The organism is Cryobacterium sp. TMT2-15-1, from assembly GCF_004402345.1.
Classification (GTDB): domain Bacteria; phylum Actinomycetota; class Actinomycetes; order Actinomycetales; family Microbacteriaceae; genus Cryobacterium; species Cryobacterium sandaracinum.
Genome location: NZ_SOGD01000033.1, coordinates 24,251 through 40,010, shown reverse-complemented (window position 1 = coordinate 40,010; position 15,760 = coordinate 24,251). Strand labels below are relative to the sequence as shown.

Below are 15,760 nucleotides of genomic sequence, written 5' to 3'. Positions count from 1 at the left end.
GACGGGAACTGTCCGATCGACGGGTGTTCGATCACCGAGGAGCGATATGTCCAAGGATTCAGCAGATGGTATCGAGTCGGAGCTCGGGGACGCGGTCAGTGAACCGCACCGAGAGGGCCTGGCCACCATCGACAAAACGGTTTCGGCGTTTCCGCCGGCATCGTCGTGGCGATCTGTCTGGTCGGGGTGCTGTTCACCGAGACCGTGGGCACCGTTTCGGCATCGTTGGTGCTGGCCTTCGGGAGGTACGGCAGCATTCCGCTCTCCCGAGAGGGGCAGAGCACCGAGTTCTCGACAGTCTCCTGGGTGTCGATGATGTTCAGTGCAGGCATGGGGATCGGTCTGATGTTCTTCGGCGTGTACGAGCCGGTCATCCACCTGGCGACGCCGCCACCGTTCGTCGACGCGCCGGCGAACAGCCCGGAGGCTGCCAACGCGGCCATGGCGTACACCTGCTTCCACTGGGGTCTGCATCCGTGGGCGGTCTATTCGGTGGTCGGCTTGGCCTTGGCCTACTCCACCTACCGGATGGGCCGCGGCAACCTGATGAGCGCTCCGTTCCAGGCCCTGTTCGGCAAGGAACGGATCGAGGGCAAGGGCTGGGGCAAGCCGATCGACATCCTGGCGATCATCTGCACCCAGTTCGATTCGGCGACATCGCTCGGGCTGGGCGCACTGAAGATCGCGGCCGGTGTCTCACTGCTTGGTTCCGGCCAATTCGAGGAGGATCCCGGAACGGTCGTGCCGATCATCATTATCTGCGTGCTGACCGTGGGGGTCGTGTTCTCCGCGGCGAGCGGGGTGGCGAAAGGCATCAAGTGGCTGAGTAACACCAACATGGTGCTGTCGGCCCTCCTGGTCGTGTTCGTCTTTGTGGTCGGCCCGACCGTCTTCATCCTGAACCTGTTGCCGTCGTCGATCGGCGCCTATCTGACCGATCTCGTACCGATCTCGTACCGATGAGCTTCCACTCGGCGGTGTTCGGCGGCGACGACTGGTTGGCGAGCTGGACGATCTTCTACTGGGCGTGGTGGATCTCCTGGACCCCCGTTCGTAGGCACCTTCATCGCCCGGATCTCCCGCGGCCGCACCATACGTGAGTTCATTCTCGGCGTGCTTCTGGTGCCGACGGGGGTCAGCATCCTGTGGTTCGTCGTCTTCGGCGGCACGGAGCTGCACCTGCAGCTGAACGGTGTCGACATCGCCGGCACCGGCAGTGCGGCGGCCGGCTTCTTCGCGGCGTTGCAGCAATATCCGTTCTTCATCGGCTCGCCTCTCGTAGTGTTGGTGCTCACAGCCGTGTTCTTCGTCAGCGGGGAGGATGCGGGCGCTCTCGTGCTCGGGACGCTGTCGAGTCGCGGTCGTAAGGAGCCCTGGAAGCCGCTGGTGATCTTCTGGGCGATCCTCACCGGCGCCGTCGCTGCGGTTCTGCTGTTCGTGGGCGGGCTGGGTGCCCTGCAGACGTTCACCATCCTGGCGGCGACCCCGTTCGTTCTGATCATCATCGGGCTGTGCGTGTCGCTCTATGTGGATCTGCGTCGTGACCCGTTGCGCCAGCGCACCGTCGGGCCCGTGCGCACCTCCTCGGAGGCGCTCGGCGCGGTCCCGTTCACGAATGCGACCGCGGAGAGCATCGACCTGGGCGTGCAACCGGATGCCGCGTCACCCCTCGACCCGGGTGGCCATCGCCCCTGAGACCGGCCTGTTATTGCAGGCCGATCGCTTACGCCAGAGACGTGAGCGCCTGCAGGAACGCGGTGTTCGGATGCGCGTGCGGCAGGACATCCGTCACCTCGCGCAGCGCCTGCTCGATCGGGATCCCGCGGTGTCTCGCAGCGTAGAGCGCACCAACCGCGGGCGTGCGACTGACCGCTTGCACGCAGTGCACGAGCACGGTGCGTCCCTCGGCGCGCAGGGCCGCGATGACATCGACGGTGTCCGTGAGCACGAAGTCGAGGTTGGGGTTGGCCTTCTCCGCGGGCTCGTCGATCAGCCAGACCGCGACCTTGTTCTCAGCGCGGATGCGGCCGGGAACCTGTGTGCGGCCGACCCGGCAGAGCGACACGACGGCGTCGATTTCCACCGGCAGGTCACCCAGGATACCGATCGCACCGAGCCAGACGCCGTCGTCGTGCGGGTGCCGTACCAAGGTGGAAATGTCGCCGGAGGTGGAGTACGGCAGGTGATCGGCGGTAGGCCAGGTGGTGGCGGCACGGTCCTTGCGGGACCGACGGTCGAGTACGGCCACGTCGCGGGGCTTGGCTGCACCAGGCTCGTTCCGGTCGGTGCCGGCCCGGTCGCGGCGCTCGGCCAGCACCGGGGACCCCGACACGCTCGACCACCGGGATCGCCCACCGTTCGAGCGGGCGGCCAGCACACCGCGGCGCACCAGTTCGTCGGCGCGCAATCCGCCCGGCCAGCCGTGCACGATGCGGCGCCAGGCGGCCGGCACCGCGGATGCGCCATAGCGCGCCCCGAGCAGCCCACCCGCAATCGCGGCGACCGTGTCGGTGTCGCGGCCGCCACGCACGGCGATCTCGAGGGCGTCCTGCAGGTGCCCGGCGGGGGTGGCGGAGACGGTTCCCGCGCCGGAAGCGCCACCCGGCGCGCTCCGCGGCTGAATGATCGCCGACCAGGCCGCCTGCAGCGCCTCCACGACCCAGCCGTTCCGGCCGAAGTCGGAGGGAACGCCGGCCTCGGCCACGACGAGACGGGCCTCCCAGAGCGCGCGGCGGTCGGCGGGCAGGGCGTCGAGGCCCACCCGAACGTCGAGGGTGCCCTCGAGCACCGCGTGCCGAATGGCCAGGCACCAGAGCACGCAGGCGTCGCCGGCATCCGTTTCATAATGGGTGAGCGTGCTGATCGTGCGGGCAACGCCGGCGAGCGCCACCGGGTCGTCGAGGTAGGCGAGCGCCACGGGCGCCGTGCGCATGAGCGAACCGTTGCCGCCGCTGCGGCCGTGCCGGTCGTGATGGGCGCGGGCAACGGCGCGCACCGCGGATGCCGTGGGCTCGGTTCGGGAGAGCACCGCGCGCAGCTGGTTGCCCACGTCCGGTGCCGTGCGGGCCCACTCGACCCAGGCAGCCACGATCTCGTCGAGCACGGCCTCGTCGCGGAGGTCCTGACCGGCCGCGATCGCGTTGACGATCGGCACGGCCATGGAGGTGTCATCGGTCCACTCTCCGGGAGCCCAGTCGAACCCGCCGCCGCCCCTCATCGTGACCACGGCGTCGCTCGCGAGCGGCGGGCCGAACTCGTAGCCGGCGCCGAGGGCGTCGCCACAGGCCATGCCCAGCAGAACGCCGGCGGCGCGGTCCAGTTGTGCGGACGTCAGTTTCAAGCGTTTCCCCCGTGCAATCGTGCGATCGTGCAGCCAATGAAGTCGGGCTCCGGCAGGCCCGTTTTCCGGACCCCCCAAGGCACAAACCCCCGCGTCGAGCCTACGGGCGAAACGCCGCATCCGTCGCCGCCGCATTCGAGGGTCAGTGCCGGCCGTGAATCGGGGGTCGTTCGTTTCCCCGCCCGCGGCCCTGCAGCACCTCCGCCCCTAACGAATTCGACGGAGATTTTGCCCATAAACCCTGTTTTCGGCCTCAAACCGACCCTTTTCGGCAAAATCTCCGTCGAATTGGTTCAAGGCCGGGCACGGGACTCCGGATGGGGGCTCCTCGGGTTCTACGCCGCCGACAGCACCACGGCGATAATTATCTGGTCCCGGCCGGAATCCTTGGCCTGGTAGAGGGCCGCGTCGGCGCGCGCGAGCCAGTCCGCCACGGTCTCGCCCGGGGAGAGTTCGGCCAGGCCGACGCTCGCGGTGCAGGCCAGATCGGGCGCCAGGGCACCCCAGTGGTAGCCGCGAACGGAGGCCAGCAGGCGCTCGCACGCCTGCTCGGCACGGTCCAGGGTGGTGTCCGCGAAAACGAGCAAGAACTCCTCGCCGCCCACGCGCACGGCCAGATCACTGTCCCGGGTGACGGCGCGCAACAGGGTGGCCATGGCGTTCAGCACCTGGTCGCCGGTGGCGTGCCCGTGCTCGTCGTTGACCCGCTTGAAGTGATCCATGTCGATCATGGCCACGCAGATCGGTTGCCGGGTGTCACGGGAGCGGCCCATCAGGGGCGGCAGCTGGCGGTCGAGCGCCCGGCGATTGGGCAGTCGGGTCAGCGGGTCGGTGTTCGCCTGGTGGTCCAGATCGTCGGCACGGATGCGCAGCCGCGCCGCATCGAGCTGCGACCGCTCCGCCTCGTGGCGGGCCTGCTCGATCCCCAGGGTGTTGATCAGCATCTGGGACTGGATGCCGGCCGTCTCGGTCGTGCGTTTCAGGATCAGGGCGTGCAGCTTCTCGAAGTGCCCGAGCGCCTGCTCGAACCGGCCGGACTCCTTGTGCATCTCGAACAAGGCCTGCTGCAGCTTGATGTGCAGAGCCGGATCGTCGTCGAGGGCGGCGACCAGCAGCTGGGCGTTCATCATCGCGGTGGCCCCATCGAGGTCACCCTCGGCCCTGGCCACCTCGGCCAGCTGCGCGTCGTTGTTCTCCTCGAGACTGCGGAACCCGTGCGCCTTCGACAGGCGGCGGGCCCGGCCGGCCTGCTCGCGGGCCTCTTCGTGCTCGCCGAGTTCGATCAGGATGCTGACCAGGTTGGTGCGGGCGATGCTCTCGTAGAAGTTGTGCCGTTGGGCGTGGGCCACGGCCACGGCCTCCCGCACGAGCAGGAGGGCCTGCTTCAGGCCCATCTCCACGTTCATGCCCTGTGCGCTCTGCCTCTGAGCCTGGATCAGGCAGGTGTCACCGAGGTTGTTGAGACCCACGAACCGCGCCTCGGGGTCGTCGATCGTGCGCGCCAGGCCCAGCGCCTGCCGCCCCAGTTCGAGCGCCCGTTCGGACTCGCCCATGCCCTCGTGCACCATCGACGAACGGCTGAGCGCCCAGAATTCGGCCAGGGCGCTGCCACTGCCGCGGGCCGTCTCCACTGCCGCGAGCACGTGGCGCAGCGCCGGTTCGTAGAGCCCCGTGTCGCTGTAGGCCAGCACCAGAGTGCAGTGCACCTTGGACTGCCGCAGCAGATCGCCGGCGCCGTCCAGGAACTCCAGCGCCAACAATCCCTGCTGAACGGATGCCTCATAGTCGCCCAGTCGCAGCCGATGCAGCGCCAGCAGTTCACGGGCCTGCGCCTGCTGCAGCAGCGTCGCGCCGGCCCGGGCCAGCACCGCCTCGGCCTGCCCGACACCGTCGAGATGTCTCCCACTCGCGCTCGATCGCTCGCAGTCGGCGAGGAGGTCGTCGATCGAGGATTCTGGCGCTGGTTCTGGCGCTGGTTCTGCGTGAGGCGCTGCTGGTCGTGGCAGGTCGATGGCCGGTTGTCCCCCTAAGTCGTGTGCGGCGTCCTGGTCTGAATGCATGTTCAGTCCCCCAACTGTTCGTGCTCAGACTGAACCTAGCAGTCGGCCTGCCTCAAAAAACCGGTTCTCGAGGGCATCGACGATGGCCCTCTGCCCCAAAACGAGGCGCACGCACGCCGCCCCGCGGGGCACTCAGGGTGCCGACCTAGGATGAGTTCATGACCGATCTAGCCACTCCCCCTGCTTCCGACTCCCAGCGCCTGACCATGTTCGGGGCGGAGTGGTGCGGCGATTGCCGCCGCTCGAAGAAACTGCTCGATACGCTGAACGCCGACTACGACTACGTCGACCTCCTGCTCGTGGGGGACGGCGCCGAACGTGCCCACGCGATCAGCGGCCGCACCCAGATCCCGGTGATCCTGTTCCCGGACGGCACCCACGTGGTGGAGCCCAGCGATTCGACTCTGCACGCGAAGTTGACCCAGCTCGGCAGCATCCGCTAACCGGCTCGCTTGCCCTCTCCGCAGCGGGGGCCGGCTCGCCTGCCCGAGTGCCTGCGCCCGGTTCAGAGGAAGTAGTCGGCGAGCACGCGCGCGGTCACGAGCGCGAGCCTGCGGTCGAGCCGCTCATACAGGGGCATCAGTGCCGTCGCGCCCGAGGTCGTGTGCACCACCCCGGCAGAGTCGAAGATCGCGATCGGCTCGAGGTCGCGCAGCAGCGCCCAGAACGGCTGGAAGAAGTACACGCTGCGACCGCCCGCCTCGAACTCATCGAGGGTCATCGCGACATACTCGGCCCGCGCCCGAACGGTGGAGGGGAAGTCGCGGAAGAACTCGCATCCGGGGTTTTCCGGATCTTCGTCGTGCAACATGGGTGCCGGAACCGCGTACCACTCGTACCGGTCGTTGGTCGCGGTGGCCAGCGCGCTGGCGATCACCCGGTAGGTCAGCGCCCGGGCGGACGTGGCCGGTGTGGTCTTCGGGATGCCGAGTCCGGTCGCCACCTCGATACGCTTGACGATCGTGTGCGGGTTGAGCGCGGCCAGCATCTGGATCCAGCTGATTTTCTGCACCACCCCGTTGACCAAGAATTTGCAGCCGCCCTCGAGGTCCCACTGCACGCTCATGCCGTCCTGCTCGTCATGCACGATCAGGAGGCGGTCGGCCTCGTCGACCTCCACCCCGGAGATGCGGAGATGCGGATGCCGCCGCACCAGTTCGCTCGCGATCCACCACATCTGGGCGGTGAGGAAGCGATCCGCCGGCGGGTTGTAGACCTCGTAGCCGTCGACCTCGCTCTCGCTGACGCCGCCGCCGTCACCGCTGTCGCCGCCGCTGACGCCGCCGCTGTCGCCTCCGCTATTACCGCCGCTATCACCGCTGTCGCCGCCACTGTCGCCGTCGCGGCCGGGCAGAAAGTTCTCGCCGGAATCGTTTGACTCTGCATCACTCATAGTCGCGTCCCTCCACTCGATGCGGCTCTGCCCGCTCATCATCGTCGATCCGGGCCCCGAGCGAAACTCCCCGTTCGAGGTCGGTCGGCGCACGGGGTTCCTGCACAGCCGGACCCGTGCGGTGATTCTGCACACGCTGCGTCGGCCCCGAGGTCCCGACCCCGGCCCGCTCCTACGGTACCGGCATGACCACCGCCGAGAGCCGTTCCCGTTCCCGTCACCGCTTCTCCGCCGATTCCGTGGGCGCCTACCTGCACGAGATCGGCCGTGTGCCGCTCCTGACCCAGACGGATGAGATCGAGCTCGCCCAGCGCGTCGAGGTCGGGCTGCTCGCAGCGGAGAGACTCTCACGGCTGCGACCGGGTGCTTCCGACGAGGGGGCCGCCGACCTCGGGGACGAGCTCCGCTGGCTCGCGGCCGACGGCGGGCGGGCCATGAAGCACCTGATCTGCGCGAATCTCCGGCTGGTGGTGTCCGTGGCCCGGCACTTCACCGGCCGCGGGCTCGACCTCCTCGACCTGATCCAGGAAGGCAATCTCGGCCTGATCCGGGCGGCCCCGCGTTTCGACCACACCCGCGGTTTCAAGTTCTCGACCTATGCCACCTGGTGGATCCGCCAGAGCATTCAACGCGCGCTGGCCGACCAGGCCCGAACCATCCGTCTCCCGGCCTACCAGGTCGAGGCGCTCACCGCCCTCAACCAGGTGCAGCACCGGCTGCGGCAGCGGTTCGGCCGCGACGGCACCATCGCGGAACTCGGCCAGGCCAGCGGGCTCACCACGCAACAGATCCTGACGCTGCGGAACCGCACCGGCCAGCCGCGGTCGATCGACGCCCCAGTCTGGGCCGACCTCGGCAGCGGCCTCGAGAACGTGCCCTTCGGCGACACCATTTCGGATGCCACGGCGCTCGACCCGTGCGACGCCGCCGGCCGCACCCTGCTGCTGGAGCGCCTCGCCTGCCACCTCGCCCTCCTGCCCGACCGCGAAGCCAGCGTCCTGAGCATGCGGTACGGCCTCGGCAGCGACATCGCGAGGCCCCGGCGGGAGATCGGAGCGCAGCTCGGTGTGTCCTACGACCGGGTGCGGCAGATCGAGCTTCAAGCCCTGGCCCGGCTGCGGCCTCCGTTGGCCTCCGGGCGGGTTCCCGCGCGGGTCAGTGCCCGCGCGGAGACGACGGAACGGGGCGTCGGCAGGTTCGCGGCAGCATCCGTTTCTCGAAGTGCTTGACGGCGAATCCTCCGCGAGCGTACCGTCGAACTGTTGCCCCGGACCCCGGCAACCGCACTGGAAAAGCCGACTGAGGGGGTTCGATGTTTGGGAACGCGGGGGCACAACCGCCGACGGATGCCAACGGCCGGGATTCGAGCTCCGAGGCGTCGTCCTCGGTGCCGCCGGGGCTGGCGCGTCCCGCAGAGAGCAGCATCTCCCTAGTGAACGACAATTCGGTCGGGAACTGGCTCGAGGACCTGCCGGAGCGTTCCTGGGATGTCGGCCCGGGAGAGTAGTCCCGTAGGCCCGCCCGAGGCTGGGAATGAATCCACAGAAACATGTGTTTGCATAGAAGTCGGCGTCACGCCGGACTGCGCAGGTCAGAACGCGCATGCCAGACCCGACGCCAACAGCACACCGACCAGCTTCCCGCCAGAAAGGGACCCCGTGACTCCGCACACCTCCGGACTGCACCACGTCACCGCGATTGCCGGTGCACCGCAGCGCAACATCGACTTCTACGTGACCGGCCTCGGCCTGCGGCTTGTGAAGAAAACGGTCAACTTCGACGACCCCGGCACCTACCACCTCTATTACGGGGATGACGCGGGCCGCCCGGGTTCGCTGCTCACCTTCTTCCCCTGGACGGGCATTTCCAGCGGGCGCCCCGGCTCGGGCCAGTCCACGTCCACCGCGTTCTCGGTGCCGGCCGGCAGCCTCGGCTGGTGGGCCGGCCACTTCACGCAACTCGGCGTCGAATCCGAATTCGTGCGCCGCTCCGCCGACGAGGAACGCCTCTCCCTGCGTGACCCCGACGGCCTGCAGCTGGATCTCGTGGCCTCGTCGACGATTGATCCGCGCAATCCCTGGGACTCGGCATCCGTGCCCGCCGAGTACGCGGTGCGCGGCCAGCATTCCTCGGTGCTCACCGTCGCCGACCCGACCGGCACCGTCGAGGTGCTCACCCGCGACCTCGGCATGCACGTGATCGAGGAGACAACCGACCGCATCCGGGTGGGTGCCGGCGACGGAGCCCCCGGCAACATCGTGGACATCCTCGCCGACCCGAACGGACAGGTCGGCCTGACTGCCGGCGGCAGCGTGCACCACATCGCGTTCCGGGTGCCGGACAAGACCACGCAGGAGCAGTGGCGCCAGGAACTCGTCGCGCGCGGCTACGGCGTGACGGCGATCCTCGACCGGCAGTACTTCACGTCGATCTATTTCCGCGAGCCCGGCGGCGTCTTGTTCGAGATCGCGACGGACACCCCCGGCTTCGACATCGACGAGCCACTGCTGGAACTGGGCCGCTCGCTCAAGCTGCCACCGTGGCTCGAGCCCAGCCGGGACCAGATCGAGCGCGCCGTCGTTCCGATCACCCTGCCGAGCGAGAACAACCCGGCCCTCGTCGCGGGGAAGCAGGACCCTCGATGACCGAGCAACGCGACTCCCCACAGACCGATCTCGACTGGGTGCACGTTTTCCGGGCGGGTTCGTCGACGGCATCCGGCGACTCGGGCCCGCCCGGCTCAGACCCGACGGATGTCTCCGCCCCCGTGCTGTTGATGTTGCACGGCACCGGCGGCGATGAGCAGGAGATCCTCGCCCTTGCCGACACGCTCGATCCCGGCGCGACCGTCCTCGCCCCGCGCGGGCGCGTCACCGAGGGCGGCATGCTGCGCTGGTTCCGCCGCCTCTCCGAGGGCGTGTTCGATGTCGAGGACGTGGTGCTGCGGGCCGGAGAACTGGCCGGTTTCATTGCCCGGGCCCGGCAGCACTACGACCTCGGCGGGCGCCGCATTATCGCCGTGGGCTTCTCCAACGGGGCCAACATCGCCCTGGCCACGGCCCTGCTGCACCCCGACGTTCTCGACCGGGTCGTCGCGTTCTCCGGCATGTTCCCGCTCGACGATCGCCCGCTCGCCACGGACCTCGTCGACACGACGGTGCTGATGCTCAACGGACGCTCCGACTTGATGGCCCCGCTCGCGAGCGCCGACCGGGCCGCCGCCACCCTCATCGGGCGCGGCGCCCAGGTCGACCGCGAGCTGCGCGACGGCGGTCACGGCATCGCCGCCACGGATGTCGCCGCCGCCCGAGCCTGGCTGGCCCGCCCCCTGCAGACCCGCGCGTAGGCGTGCCGTGAGGGAGCAGCCCGTCGGGCCGGGACTCGATTTCGAGTATCGAACGCAGCGACAGCGCGTGCTCTTCGGCACCGGGCGGGCCGGCGAACTGCTCGCCGAGGTGCTCGGCAAGGTGCTCGGCGAGCAGCCGGCCACGGTGCAGGCCGGCGGCACCGGCACCGGCACCAGCACGGGGAGCGTGATCGCTCCGGCGGGCATCGCGGGTGCCAGCGGCACCCCCGGCGCCCCGCGCGTGATGGTGATCGCGACCCGGCGGGAACTGGAGCGGTCCGCGGCGGTGCTCGCCGGTATCCGTTCGGTGCTGGTGTTCGATGAGATCGTGCAGCACGTTCCGGCGGAGTCGGCCGAGCGCGCCCATCGGGCGGCCCAGGCGGCTCGCATCGACGTGGTCGTTGCCCTCGGCGGCGGGTCGGCGATCGGGTTGGCCAAGATTCTCGCGTTGCGCAGCGAGCGGACCGGCGGACTGCCGATCGTGGCGGTGCCCACCACCTATTCCGGTTCGGAGGCCACGGCGGTCTGGGGGCTGGTCGAAAACGGGGTGAAGACCACCGGGTTCGATCTGAGGGTCCTGCCCGGCACCGTGATCTACGACGCCGACCTCACGCTGTCCCTCCCCCGCGAGCTGAGCGTGTCCAGCGCGCTGAACGCCCTTGCCCACGGCGTCGACGCCCTCTGGGCCCCGGGCGCGAACCCGGTCAGCGCGCTGCTCGCCGCTGAGGGAATCCGGATGCTGGCCCACGCACTGCCGCGAATCGCCGTGGCTCCCGGGGCCGGCCCGCGCGCCGCGGAAGCGGCCGGATCGGACACATCGGGGAGCGATCCGGTTCTGGGGGGCGGCGGCATCCACGGAGCTCTGGCCGGCCGGAAGGATGCCCTCTATGGCGCGTACCTGTCGGCGAGCGCGTTCTCCAGCGCCGGTTCGGGTCTGCATCACACGATCTGTCACGTACTGGGCGGGACCTTCGGGCTGCCGCACGCGCAGACGCACGCGATCGTGCTGCCGCATGTGGTCGCCCTCAACGCGCCCGCCGCCACCGAGGCCGAGGCGCAGATAGCCGCCGCCCTGGGCTCCTGCACCGCCGTCGAAGGGTTACTCGCCCTGCGGGACAGCCTGCACGCACCGACTGCGCTGCGGGACTTCGGGTTTCAGGAGTCGGACATCGCCCGGGCCGTGGCACTGATCCTGCCGGCCGTCCCCGCGTCGAACCCGCGCGCGGTCACCCCCGACGACCTGACTCTGCTGCTGCGGAATGCCTGGTCCGGCGCCGCCCCGGGCGGGCGCTAGCCGCTGGGCGCGGGCGGCGCGGGCCCCGCCGACGCTCCCATTTGCCGCAGACACCTGCCGCGCTAGGCTGCCAGCGGGAAAAGGGAGACACGATGAGCAACACGGAAAGCGGCGACGGTGCCGAGCGGTACAACACCAACCAGAACGGGTCCGAGCAGAGCATGGTTCCCGTCGAACGGACCCCCGCGGAGGCCGCCGACCGCCTCTCGAGGAAGTTCGCGCAGGAATCGAGGCTGCGCATCCTGCGGAGCAAGGCCGCCGTCGCCCGGTCCGAAGTCGACGCGCTGGCTGCCGTGCACCTCGACCCCGACACCCTCGAGGACCTGCTCGACACGGCCAGCCCGCGGGCGGCCGAACGACTGCGCACATCCGAGCACGAGATCAGCGTGCGCGTCGCCGACGCCCGTCAGAAGGCGGAAGCCGCCGAGGCCGCATACGAGCAGGCCGTGCTCGACGACTTCGACGAGGCCGAGCGCTAACCACACCGAACACGTCACACGCAGACGGATGCCGCACACCGGCATCCGTCTTCTGCTGCCGCCTCTCGCCCGCGACAACGCGCCCTCCACCACCGCGACCCTCCGACGGCGTGTCCCGTGTCCGGCGCATCCCTCCGACGCCGTGTTTCGTGTACAGCGCGTCCCTCCTACGCCGTGTCGTGGTCCCGCTCCGCCTGCGCGATTCGGCCCACCGTTTTGAGGAAGCTGTCCGGGTTGAGCGAGATGGAGTCGATGCCCTCCTCCACCAGAAAGGCCGCGAAGTCGGGGTAGTTACTCGGCGCCTGCCCGCAAATGCCGATCTTGATCCCGGCGGCGTGGGCCTTGTGTATGGCCTCGCGGATCATCTGCTTCACGGCGTCATCGCGTTCGTCGAAGAGGGCGGCGAGGTCCTCGGCGTCGCGGTCGACGCCCAGCACCAGCTGGGTGAGGTCGTTGGAGCCGATCGAGAAGCCGTCGAACCGGGTGGCGAAACGCTCCGCCAGGATCACGTTGGCCGGAATCTCACACATCATGTAGATCTGTAGCCCGGACTCGCCGCGCACCAGCCCGTTCTCCGCCATCACCGCAAGCACACGGTCCGCCTCGGTCACGGTGCGGCAGAACGGTACCATCACGATCACGTTGTCGAAGCCGATCTTCTCCCGCACCTGCTTGATCGCCCGGCACTCGAGGGCGAAGCCCTCCCGGTAGCGCTCGTCATAGTAACGGGAGGCGCCACGGAAGCCGAGCATCGGGTTCTCCTCCGAGTGCTCGAAGACCGACCCGCCGATCAGGTGCGCATATTCGTTGGTCTTGAAGTCGCTCATCCGCACGATCACGGGGTCAGGATGATACGGCGCGGTCAGCTTCGCGATACCGAGCGCGAGCGCCTGCACGAAGTATTCCTTCGGGTCCATATATCCCCGGGTGAGCTCCTCGATCTGACGGATGGCGGCCCGGTCGGTGACCCGCTCCGGGTGCACGAGCGCCATCGGGTGGATCTGGATCAGGTTGTTGATGATGAATTCCATCCGGGCCAGCCCCACGCCGTCGGCCGGCAACCGCCACCACTCGAAGGCGGCGGCCGGGCTCGCGATATTGACCATGACCTTGGTGCGGGTCTTCGGCACGGTGCCAAGGTCGATCTCCTCGGTTTCAAAAGCCAGCTTGCCCTCGAAAACGTAGCCCTCGTCGCCCTCGGCGCAGGAGATCGTGATCATCTGGCCATCCGTGAGCGTGTCGGTGGCGATCCCGGTGCCAACGACGGCCGGCACGCCCAGTTCGCGGCTGACGATCGCGGCGTGGCTGGTGGGACCGCCGTGGTCGGTGACGATGCCGGCCGCGCGGGTCATGATCGGCACCCAGTCCGGATCGGTCATCTCGGTGACCAGGATGGCGCCGTCGACGAACTTCTCGATGTCGGCCGGGTCCTTGATCACGCAGGCCACGCCGCTCGCGATACTGTCGCCGATCGCGACCCCGGTCACCAGCAGCGGCCCCGTCTCGGTCCGGGTGCTCACCGTGAACCGGGTGCCGCTCGCCTGCGAGTGCACGGTCTCCGGGCGCGCCTGCACCAGGAACAGTTCGCGGGTCAGGCCGTCTTTGGCCCATTCCATGTCCATCGGCCGGCCGTAATGGTTCTCCACGATCACGGCCCATCGGCCCAGCTTCACGATCTCCGCGTCGGTCAGCACGAACGCCTGTCGCTCGCGATCGGGGGTGTCGATAGTGCGGGTGCGGGCGCTGCCGCCCTTGGCGTAGACCATCTTGCGGGCCTTCTCGCCGAGAGTTTTCTCAATGATGGGCGTGGCGCCGGGCTGGTCGAGCAGCGCCTTGAACACCAGGTATTTGTCGGGATTGACCGTGCCCTGCACCACCGTTTCGCCGAGCCCCCAGGCGGCGCTGATCACGGCCACGCCCGGGAAACCGGTGTCGGTGTCGATGGAGAACATCACCCCGGAGCCGCCGACGTCGGCTCGGATCATCCGTTGCACGCCGATCGAGAGCGCCACCTCGAGGTGGTCGAATTTCTTGACCTCGCGGTAACTGATCGCTCGGTCGGTGAAGAGTGAGGCGTAGCAGCGGCGGCAGGCGTCGAGCAGATCGCGCTCACCCGTCACGTTGAGGAACGTCTCCTGCTGGCCGGCGAAGCTGGCGTCGGGCAGGTCTTCGGCGGTGGCGCTGCTGCGCACGGCCACGGGCAGGTTCGGGTGCCCAGCCTTCTCCGACAGTTCCCGATACGAGGCACGGATGCCGTCGGCGATGTTCGCGGGAAACTCACCCCCCAGGAACAGCTCGCGCAGGGCCTCGCCCGTGACGCGCAGCGAGGCGCGGCCGTCGTGGAACAGGTCGAGCTGGCGCCGCAGTGCCGGCTCGATCCCGTTCGCCGCGATGAACGCGCGATAGGCGTTCGCGGTCGTCGCGAACCCCTCGGGCACCTTCACGCCATCGTCGCTGAGGGCGCGCACCATTTCGCCCAGCGACGCGTTCTTGCCGCCGACCTGCGGAATGTCACCCAGTCCGATCTCGTTGAACCACACCACACTGCTCTCGAGCATTGTTCTTCCACCCCTCTGTGAGTTCTGCGACCCGGTGATCTGTGGCCCTACGGCCGCGTGTCCGCGTGTCCGCGTGTCACGCGGATTGTGCCACGCGGATTGTGCCACGTGGTGGCAACCTACTCCCCCCGAAAGTGTCTCCGGCTCGTTGAACCGCGCCCCGAACGAATTCGACGGAGATTTTGGCAAAATCCATCCTCCACACACCGGAAAGCCGGTTTTCGCCGGCATCTCCGTCGAATTGGTTCGACGTCGGGCAGCCGTGCTTGTCAGGCTCCGCAGGCCTGCGGGCTCGCGGAGAACGACAGTTCCGGTCGAGTTCGGCCCGCGGACCTGTCGCACTCGACCGAAGGTGTCGAAGTCGGCAACGGATGGCCACAGCCGCACCGCACCACAGCCGCACCACCGCCGGCACTGTCAGTGGCTCCTGAGACTCTGAAGTACTCCCCCACGAGGGAGCCTCAACCAGGAGGTACAGATGACTGATCCCAACTACACCGCTCTGCTTCTCGTGATCGACCGGAGCGGCTCGATGTCCGGCATCCGTGACGACATGGTCGGCGGCCTGACCGCGATGCTCGCCGCACAGGCCGCCGAGCCGGGCCTGCTCACCGTGGATATCGTGACCTTCGACGATGAAATCGAGCACACCCACACCCTCGCCGACCCAAGCGATATCACCGTCGAACTCGACCCGCGCGGCATGACGGCGCTGCACGATGCGATCGGCATCGCCGTCACGGAGTTCGGCGAGACGCTGCGGGCGCTGCCCGAGCACGCGCGTCCCGGCACCGTCCAGGTCGTGGTCGTGACCGATGGCGGCGAGAACTCGAGCAGCGAATACTCCGCGGATGCCGTGCGCGCGCTGATCAACCGGCAGACCGAATCGTATAGCTGGGACTTCGTCTTCCTCGGCGCCAACCAGGACGCCGTTCTCACCGGGGCCGCACTCGGCTTCGACGCCGCCAGCTCAATGACCTTCGCTGCCGCTTCGGGCGAGGTCGCCGCGATGAGCGCGAACCTCGGTCGCTACGTGACGGATGTGCGCAAAAAGGAGAAGCGCGGCTTCACCTTCGAGGAGCGCACCGAAGCCGGAGGTGATGGCGTGTAGGCAACGATTGGGTGAAATTCGGGGGGCCGACACCCCTCTTGGCGGAGGGCGTGAAAACTACCCCTAATCTGGGGTTCAGACAGATTCGATTCGTTGGAAGCGGTCCCGTGGGGCGTGCGATGGTGTGCGTGGAGGACGTCTGTTTGCCGTGGGACCGGGGGCTCTATTCGGGGTGAAGT

Annotated in this window: 15 protein-coding genes; 11 read left to right on the top strand and 4 right to left on the bottom strand. The window is 68.6% G+C overall.

Going from position 1 to position 15,760, the window contains the following annotated elements:
- The first annotated feature begins 165 nt into the window (after positions 1-165).
- Genes E3O62_RS16820 through E3O62_RS16810 form a run of 3 tightly spaced genes read left to right on the top strand, consistent with a single transcriptional unit; the run spans position 166 to position 1,695 of the window.
- Complete coding sequence (locus E3O62_RS16820; RefSeq protein ID WP_198413775.1) at positions 166-963, top strand: BCCT family transporter; 798 nt, start codon at positions 166-168, stop codon at positions 961-963.
- Positions 960-1,100, top strand: a complete 141-nt coding sequence (locus E3O62_RS16815; protein WP_198413774.1) for a BCCT family transporter — start codon at positions 960-962, stop codon at positions 1,098-1,100. The genes E3O62_RS16820 and E3O62_RS16815 overlap by 4 nt, the downstream gene beginning before the upstream one ends.
- A 13-nt stretch (positions 1,101-1,113) precedes the next feature.
- Positions 1,114-1,695 carry a BCCT family transporter gene (locus E3O62_RS16810; protein WP_241973400.1) on the top strand — a complete coding sequence of 194 codons (582 nt, stop codon included), beginning with the start codon at positions 1,114-1,116 and terminating at the stop codon, positions 1,693-1,695.
- Positions 1,696-1,723: 28 nt separating this feature from the next.
- Here E3O62_RS16810 and E3O62_RS17120 read toward each other — a convergent pair whose 3' ends face one another.
- Complete coding sequence (locus E3O62_RS17120) at positions 1,724-3,340, bottom strand: ADP-ribosylglycohydrolase family protein (protein ID WP_241973399.1); 1,617 nt, start codon at positions 3,338-3,340, stop codon at positions 1,724-1,726.
- 335 nt (positions 3,341-3,675) lie between these two features.
- The gene (locus E3O62_RS09105) at positions 3,676-5,208 is read right to left on the bottom strand and encodes a diguanylate cyclase (protein WP_166786449.1); all 1,533 of its coding nucleotides are present in this window, start codon (positions 5,206-5,208) and stop codon (positions 3,676-3,678) included.
- Between the two features lie 350 nt (positions 5,209-5,558).
- On the opposite strand from E3O62_RS09105, the gene E3O62_RS09100 reads away from it, so the two are divergent.
- A complete protein-coding gene (locus tag E3O62_RS09100; RefSeq protein ID WP_134398286.1) occupies positions 5,559-5,843 on the top strand; it encodes a glutaredoxin domain-containing protein in 285 nt (94 codons plus the stop codon).
- A gap of 62 nt (positions 5,844-5,905) precedes the next feature.
- Here the strand turns inward: E3O62_RS09100 and E3O62_RS16740 are convergent, their stop codons facing one another.
- Entirely contained in the window at positions 5,906-6,793 is an 888-nt protein-coding gene (locus E3O62_RS16740; RefSeq protein ID WP_174720129.1) for a hypothetical protein, read from the bottom strand.
- Between the two features lie 185 nt (positions 6,794-6,978).
- On the opposite strand from E3O62_RS16740, the gene E3O62_RS09090 reads away from it, so the two are divergent.
- From E3O62_RS09090 to E3O62_RS09065, 6 genes are all read left to right on the top strand, one after another.
- A complete protein-coding gene (locus tag E3O62_RS09090; protein ID WP_134398285.1) occupies positions 6,979-8,022 on the top strand; it encodes an RNA polymerase sigma factor RpoD/SigA in 1,044 nt (347 codons plus the stop codon).
- Between the two features lie 83 nt (positions 8,023-8,105).
- Complete coding sequence (locus E3O62_RS09085) at positions 8,106-8,300, top strand: hypothetical protein (protein WP_134398284.1); 195 nt, start codon at positions 8,106-8,108, stop codon at positions 8,298-8,300.
- A 151-nt stretch (positions 8,301-8,451) separates the two neighbouring features.
- Positions 8,452-9,438 (top strand): ring-cleaving dioxygenase, encoded by a 987-nt coding sequence (locus E3O62_RS09080; protein ID WP_134393737.1) that lies wholly within the window; start codon positions 8,452-8,454, stop codon positions 9,436-9,438.
- Positions 9,435-10,139 (top strand): alpha/beta hydrolase, encoded by a 705-nt coding sequence (locus E3O62_RS09075; RefSeq protein WP_134393736.1) that lies wholly within the window; start codon positions 9,435-9,437, stop codon positions 10,137-10,139. The genes E3O62_RS09080 and E3O62_RS09075 overlap by 4 nt, the downstream gene beginning before the upstream one ends.
- A 7-nt stretch (positions 10,140-10,146) precedes the next feature.
- Entirely contained in the window at positions 10,147-11,433 is a 1,287-nt protein-coding gene (locus tag E3O62_RS09070; RefSeq protein ID WP_241973398.1) for a maleylacetate reductase, read from the top strand.
- A gap of 92 nt (positions 11,434-11,525) precedes the next feature.
- Positions 11,526-11,912 carry a hypothetical protein gene (locus tag E3O62_RS09065; protein WP_134393735.1) on the top strand — a complete coding sequence of 129 codons (387 nt, stop codon included), beginning with the start codon at positions 11,526-11,528 and terminating at the stop codon, positions 11,910-11,912.
- Between the two features lie 167 nt (positions 11,913-12,079).
- Here the strand turns inward: E3O62_RS09065 and ppsA are convergent, their stop codons facing one another.
- On the bottom strand, positions 12,080-14,470 hold the full coding sequence (ppsA, locus tag E3O62_RS09060; RefSeq protein WP_134393734.1) for a phosphoenolpyruvate synthase: 2,391 nt from the start codon (positions 14,468-14,470) through the stop codon (positions 12,080-12,082).
- A gap of 478 nt (positions 14,471-14,948) precedes the next feature.
- On the opposite strand from ppsA, the gene E3O62_RS09055 reads away from it, so the two are divergent.
- Positions 14,949-15,581: a vWA domain-containing protein gene (locus tag E3O62_RS09055; protein WP_134393733.1), complete on the top strand. Its 633-nt coding sequence runs from the start codon at positions 14,949-14,951 to the stop codon at positions 15,579-15,581.
- Positions 15,582-15,760: the final 179 nt, after the last annotated feature.

What these genes read in the sequence shown, in the direction of transcription:
- E3O62_RS09075 (WP_134393736.1), top strand. Translation starts at nt 9,435, where the DNA reads ATGACCGAGCAACGCGACTCCCCACAGACCGATCTCGACTGGGTGCAC.
- E3O62_RS09065 (WP_134393735.1), top strand. Translation starts at nt 11,526, where the DNA reads ATGAGCAACACGGAAAGCGGCGACGGTGCCGAGCGGTACAACACCAAC.
- E3O62_RS16740 (WP_174720129.1), bottom strand. Translation starts at nt 6,793, where the DNA reads ATGAGTGATGCAGAGTCAAACGATTCCGGCGAGAACTTTCTGCCCGGC.
- E3O62_RS09090 (WP_134398285.1), top strand. Translation starts at nt 6,979, where the DNA reads ATGACCACCGCCGAGAGCCGTTCCCGTTCCCGTCACCGCTTCTCCGCC.
- E3O62_RS09055 (WP_134393733.1), top strand. Translation starts at nt 14,949, where the DNA reads ATGACTGATCCCAACTACACCGCTCTGCTTCTCGTGATCGACCGGAGC.
- ppsA (WP_134393734.1), bottom strand. Translation starts at nt 14,470, where the DNA reads ATGCTCGAGAGCAGTGTGGTGTGGTTCAACGAGATCGGACTGGGTGAC.
- E3O62_RS16815 (WP_198413774.1), top strand. Translation starts at nt 960, where the DNA reads ATGAGCTTCCACTCGGCGGTGTTCGGCGGCGACGACTGGTTGGCGAGC.
- E3O62_RS09100 (WP_134398286.1), top strand. Translation starts at nt 5,559, where the DNA reads ATGACCGATCTAGCCACTCCCCCTGCTTCCGACTCCCAGCGCCTGACC.
- E3O62_RS09085 (WP_134398284.1), top strand. Translation starts at nt 8,106, where the DNA reads ATGTTTGGGAACGCGGGGGCACAACCGCCGACGGATGCCAACGGCCGG.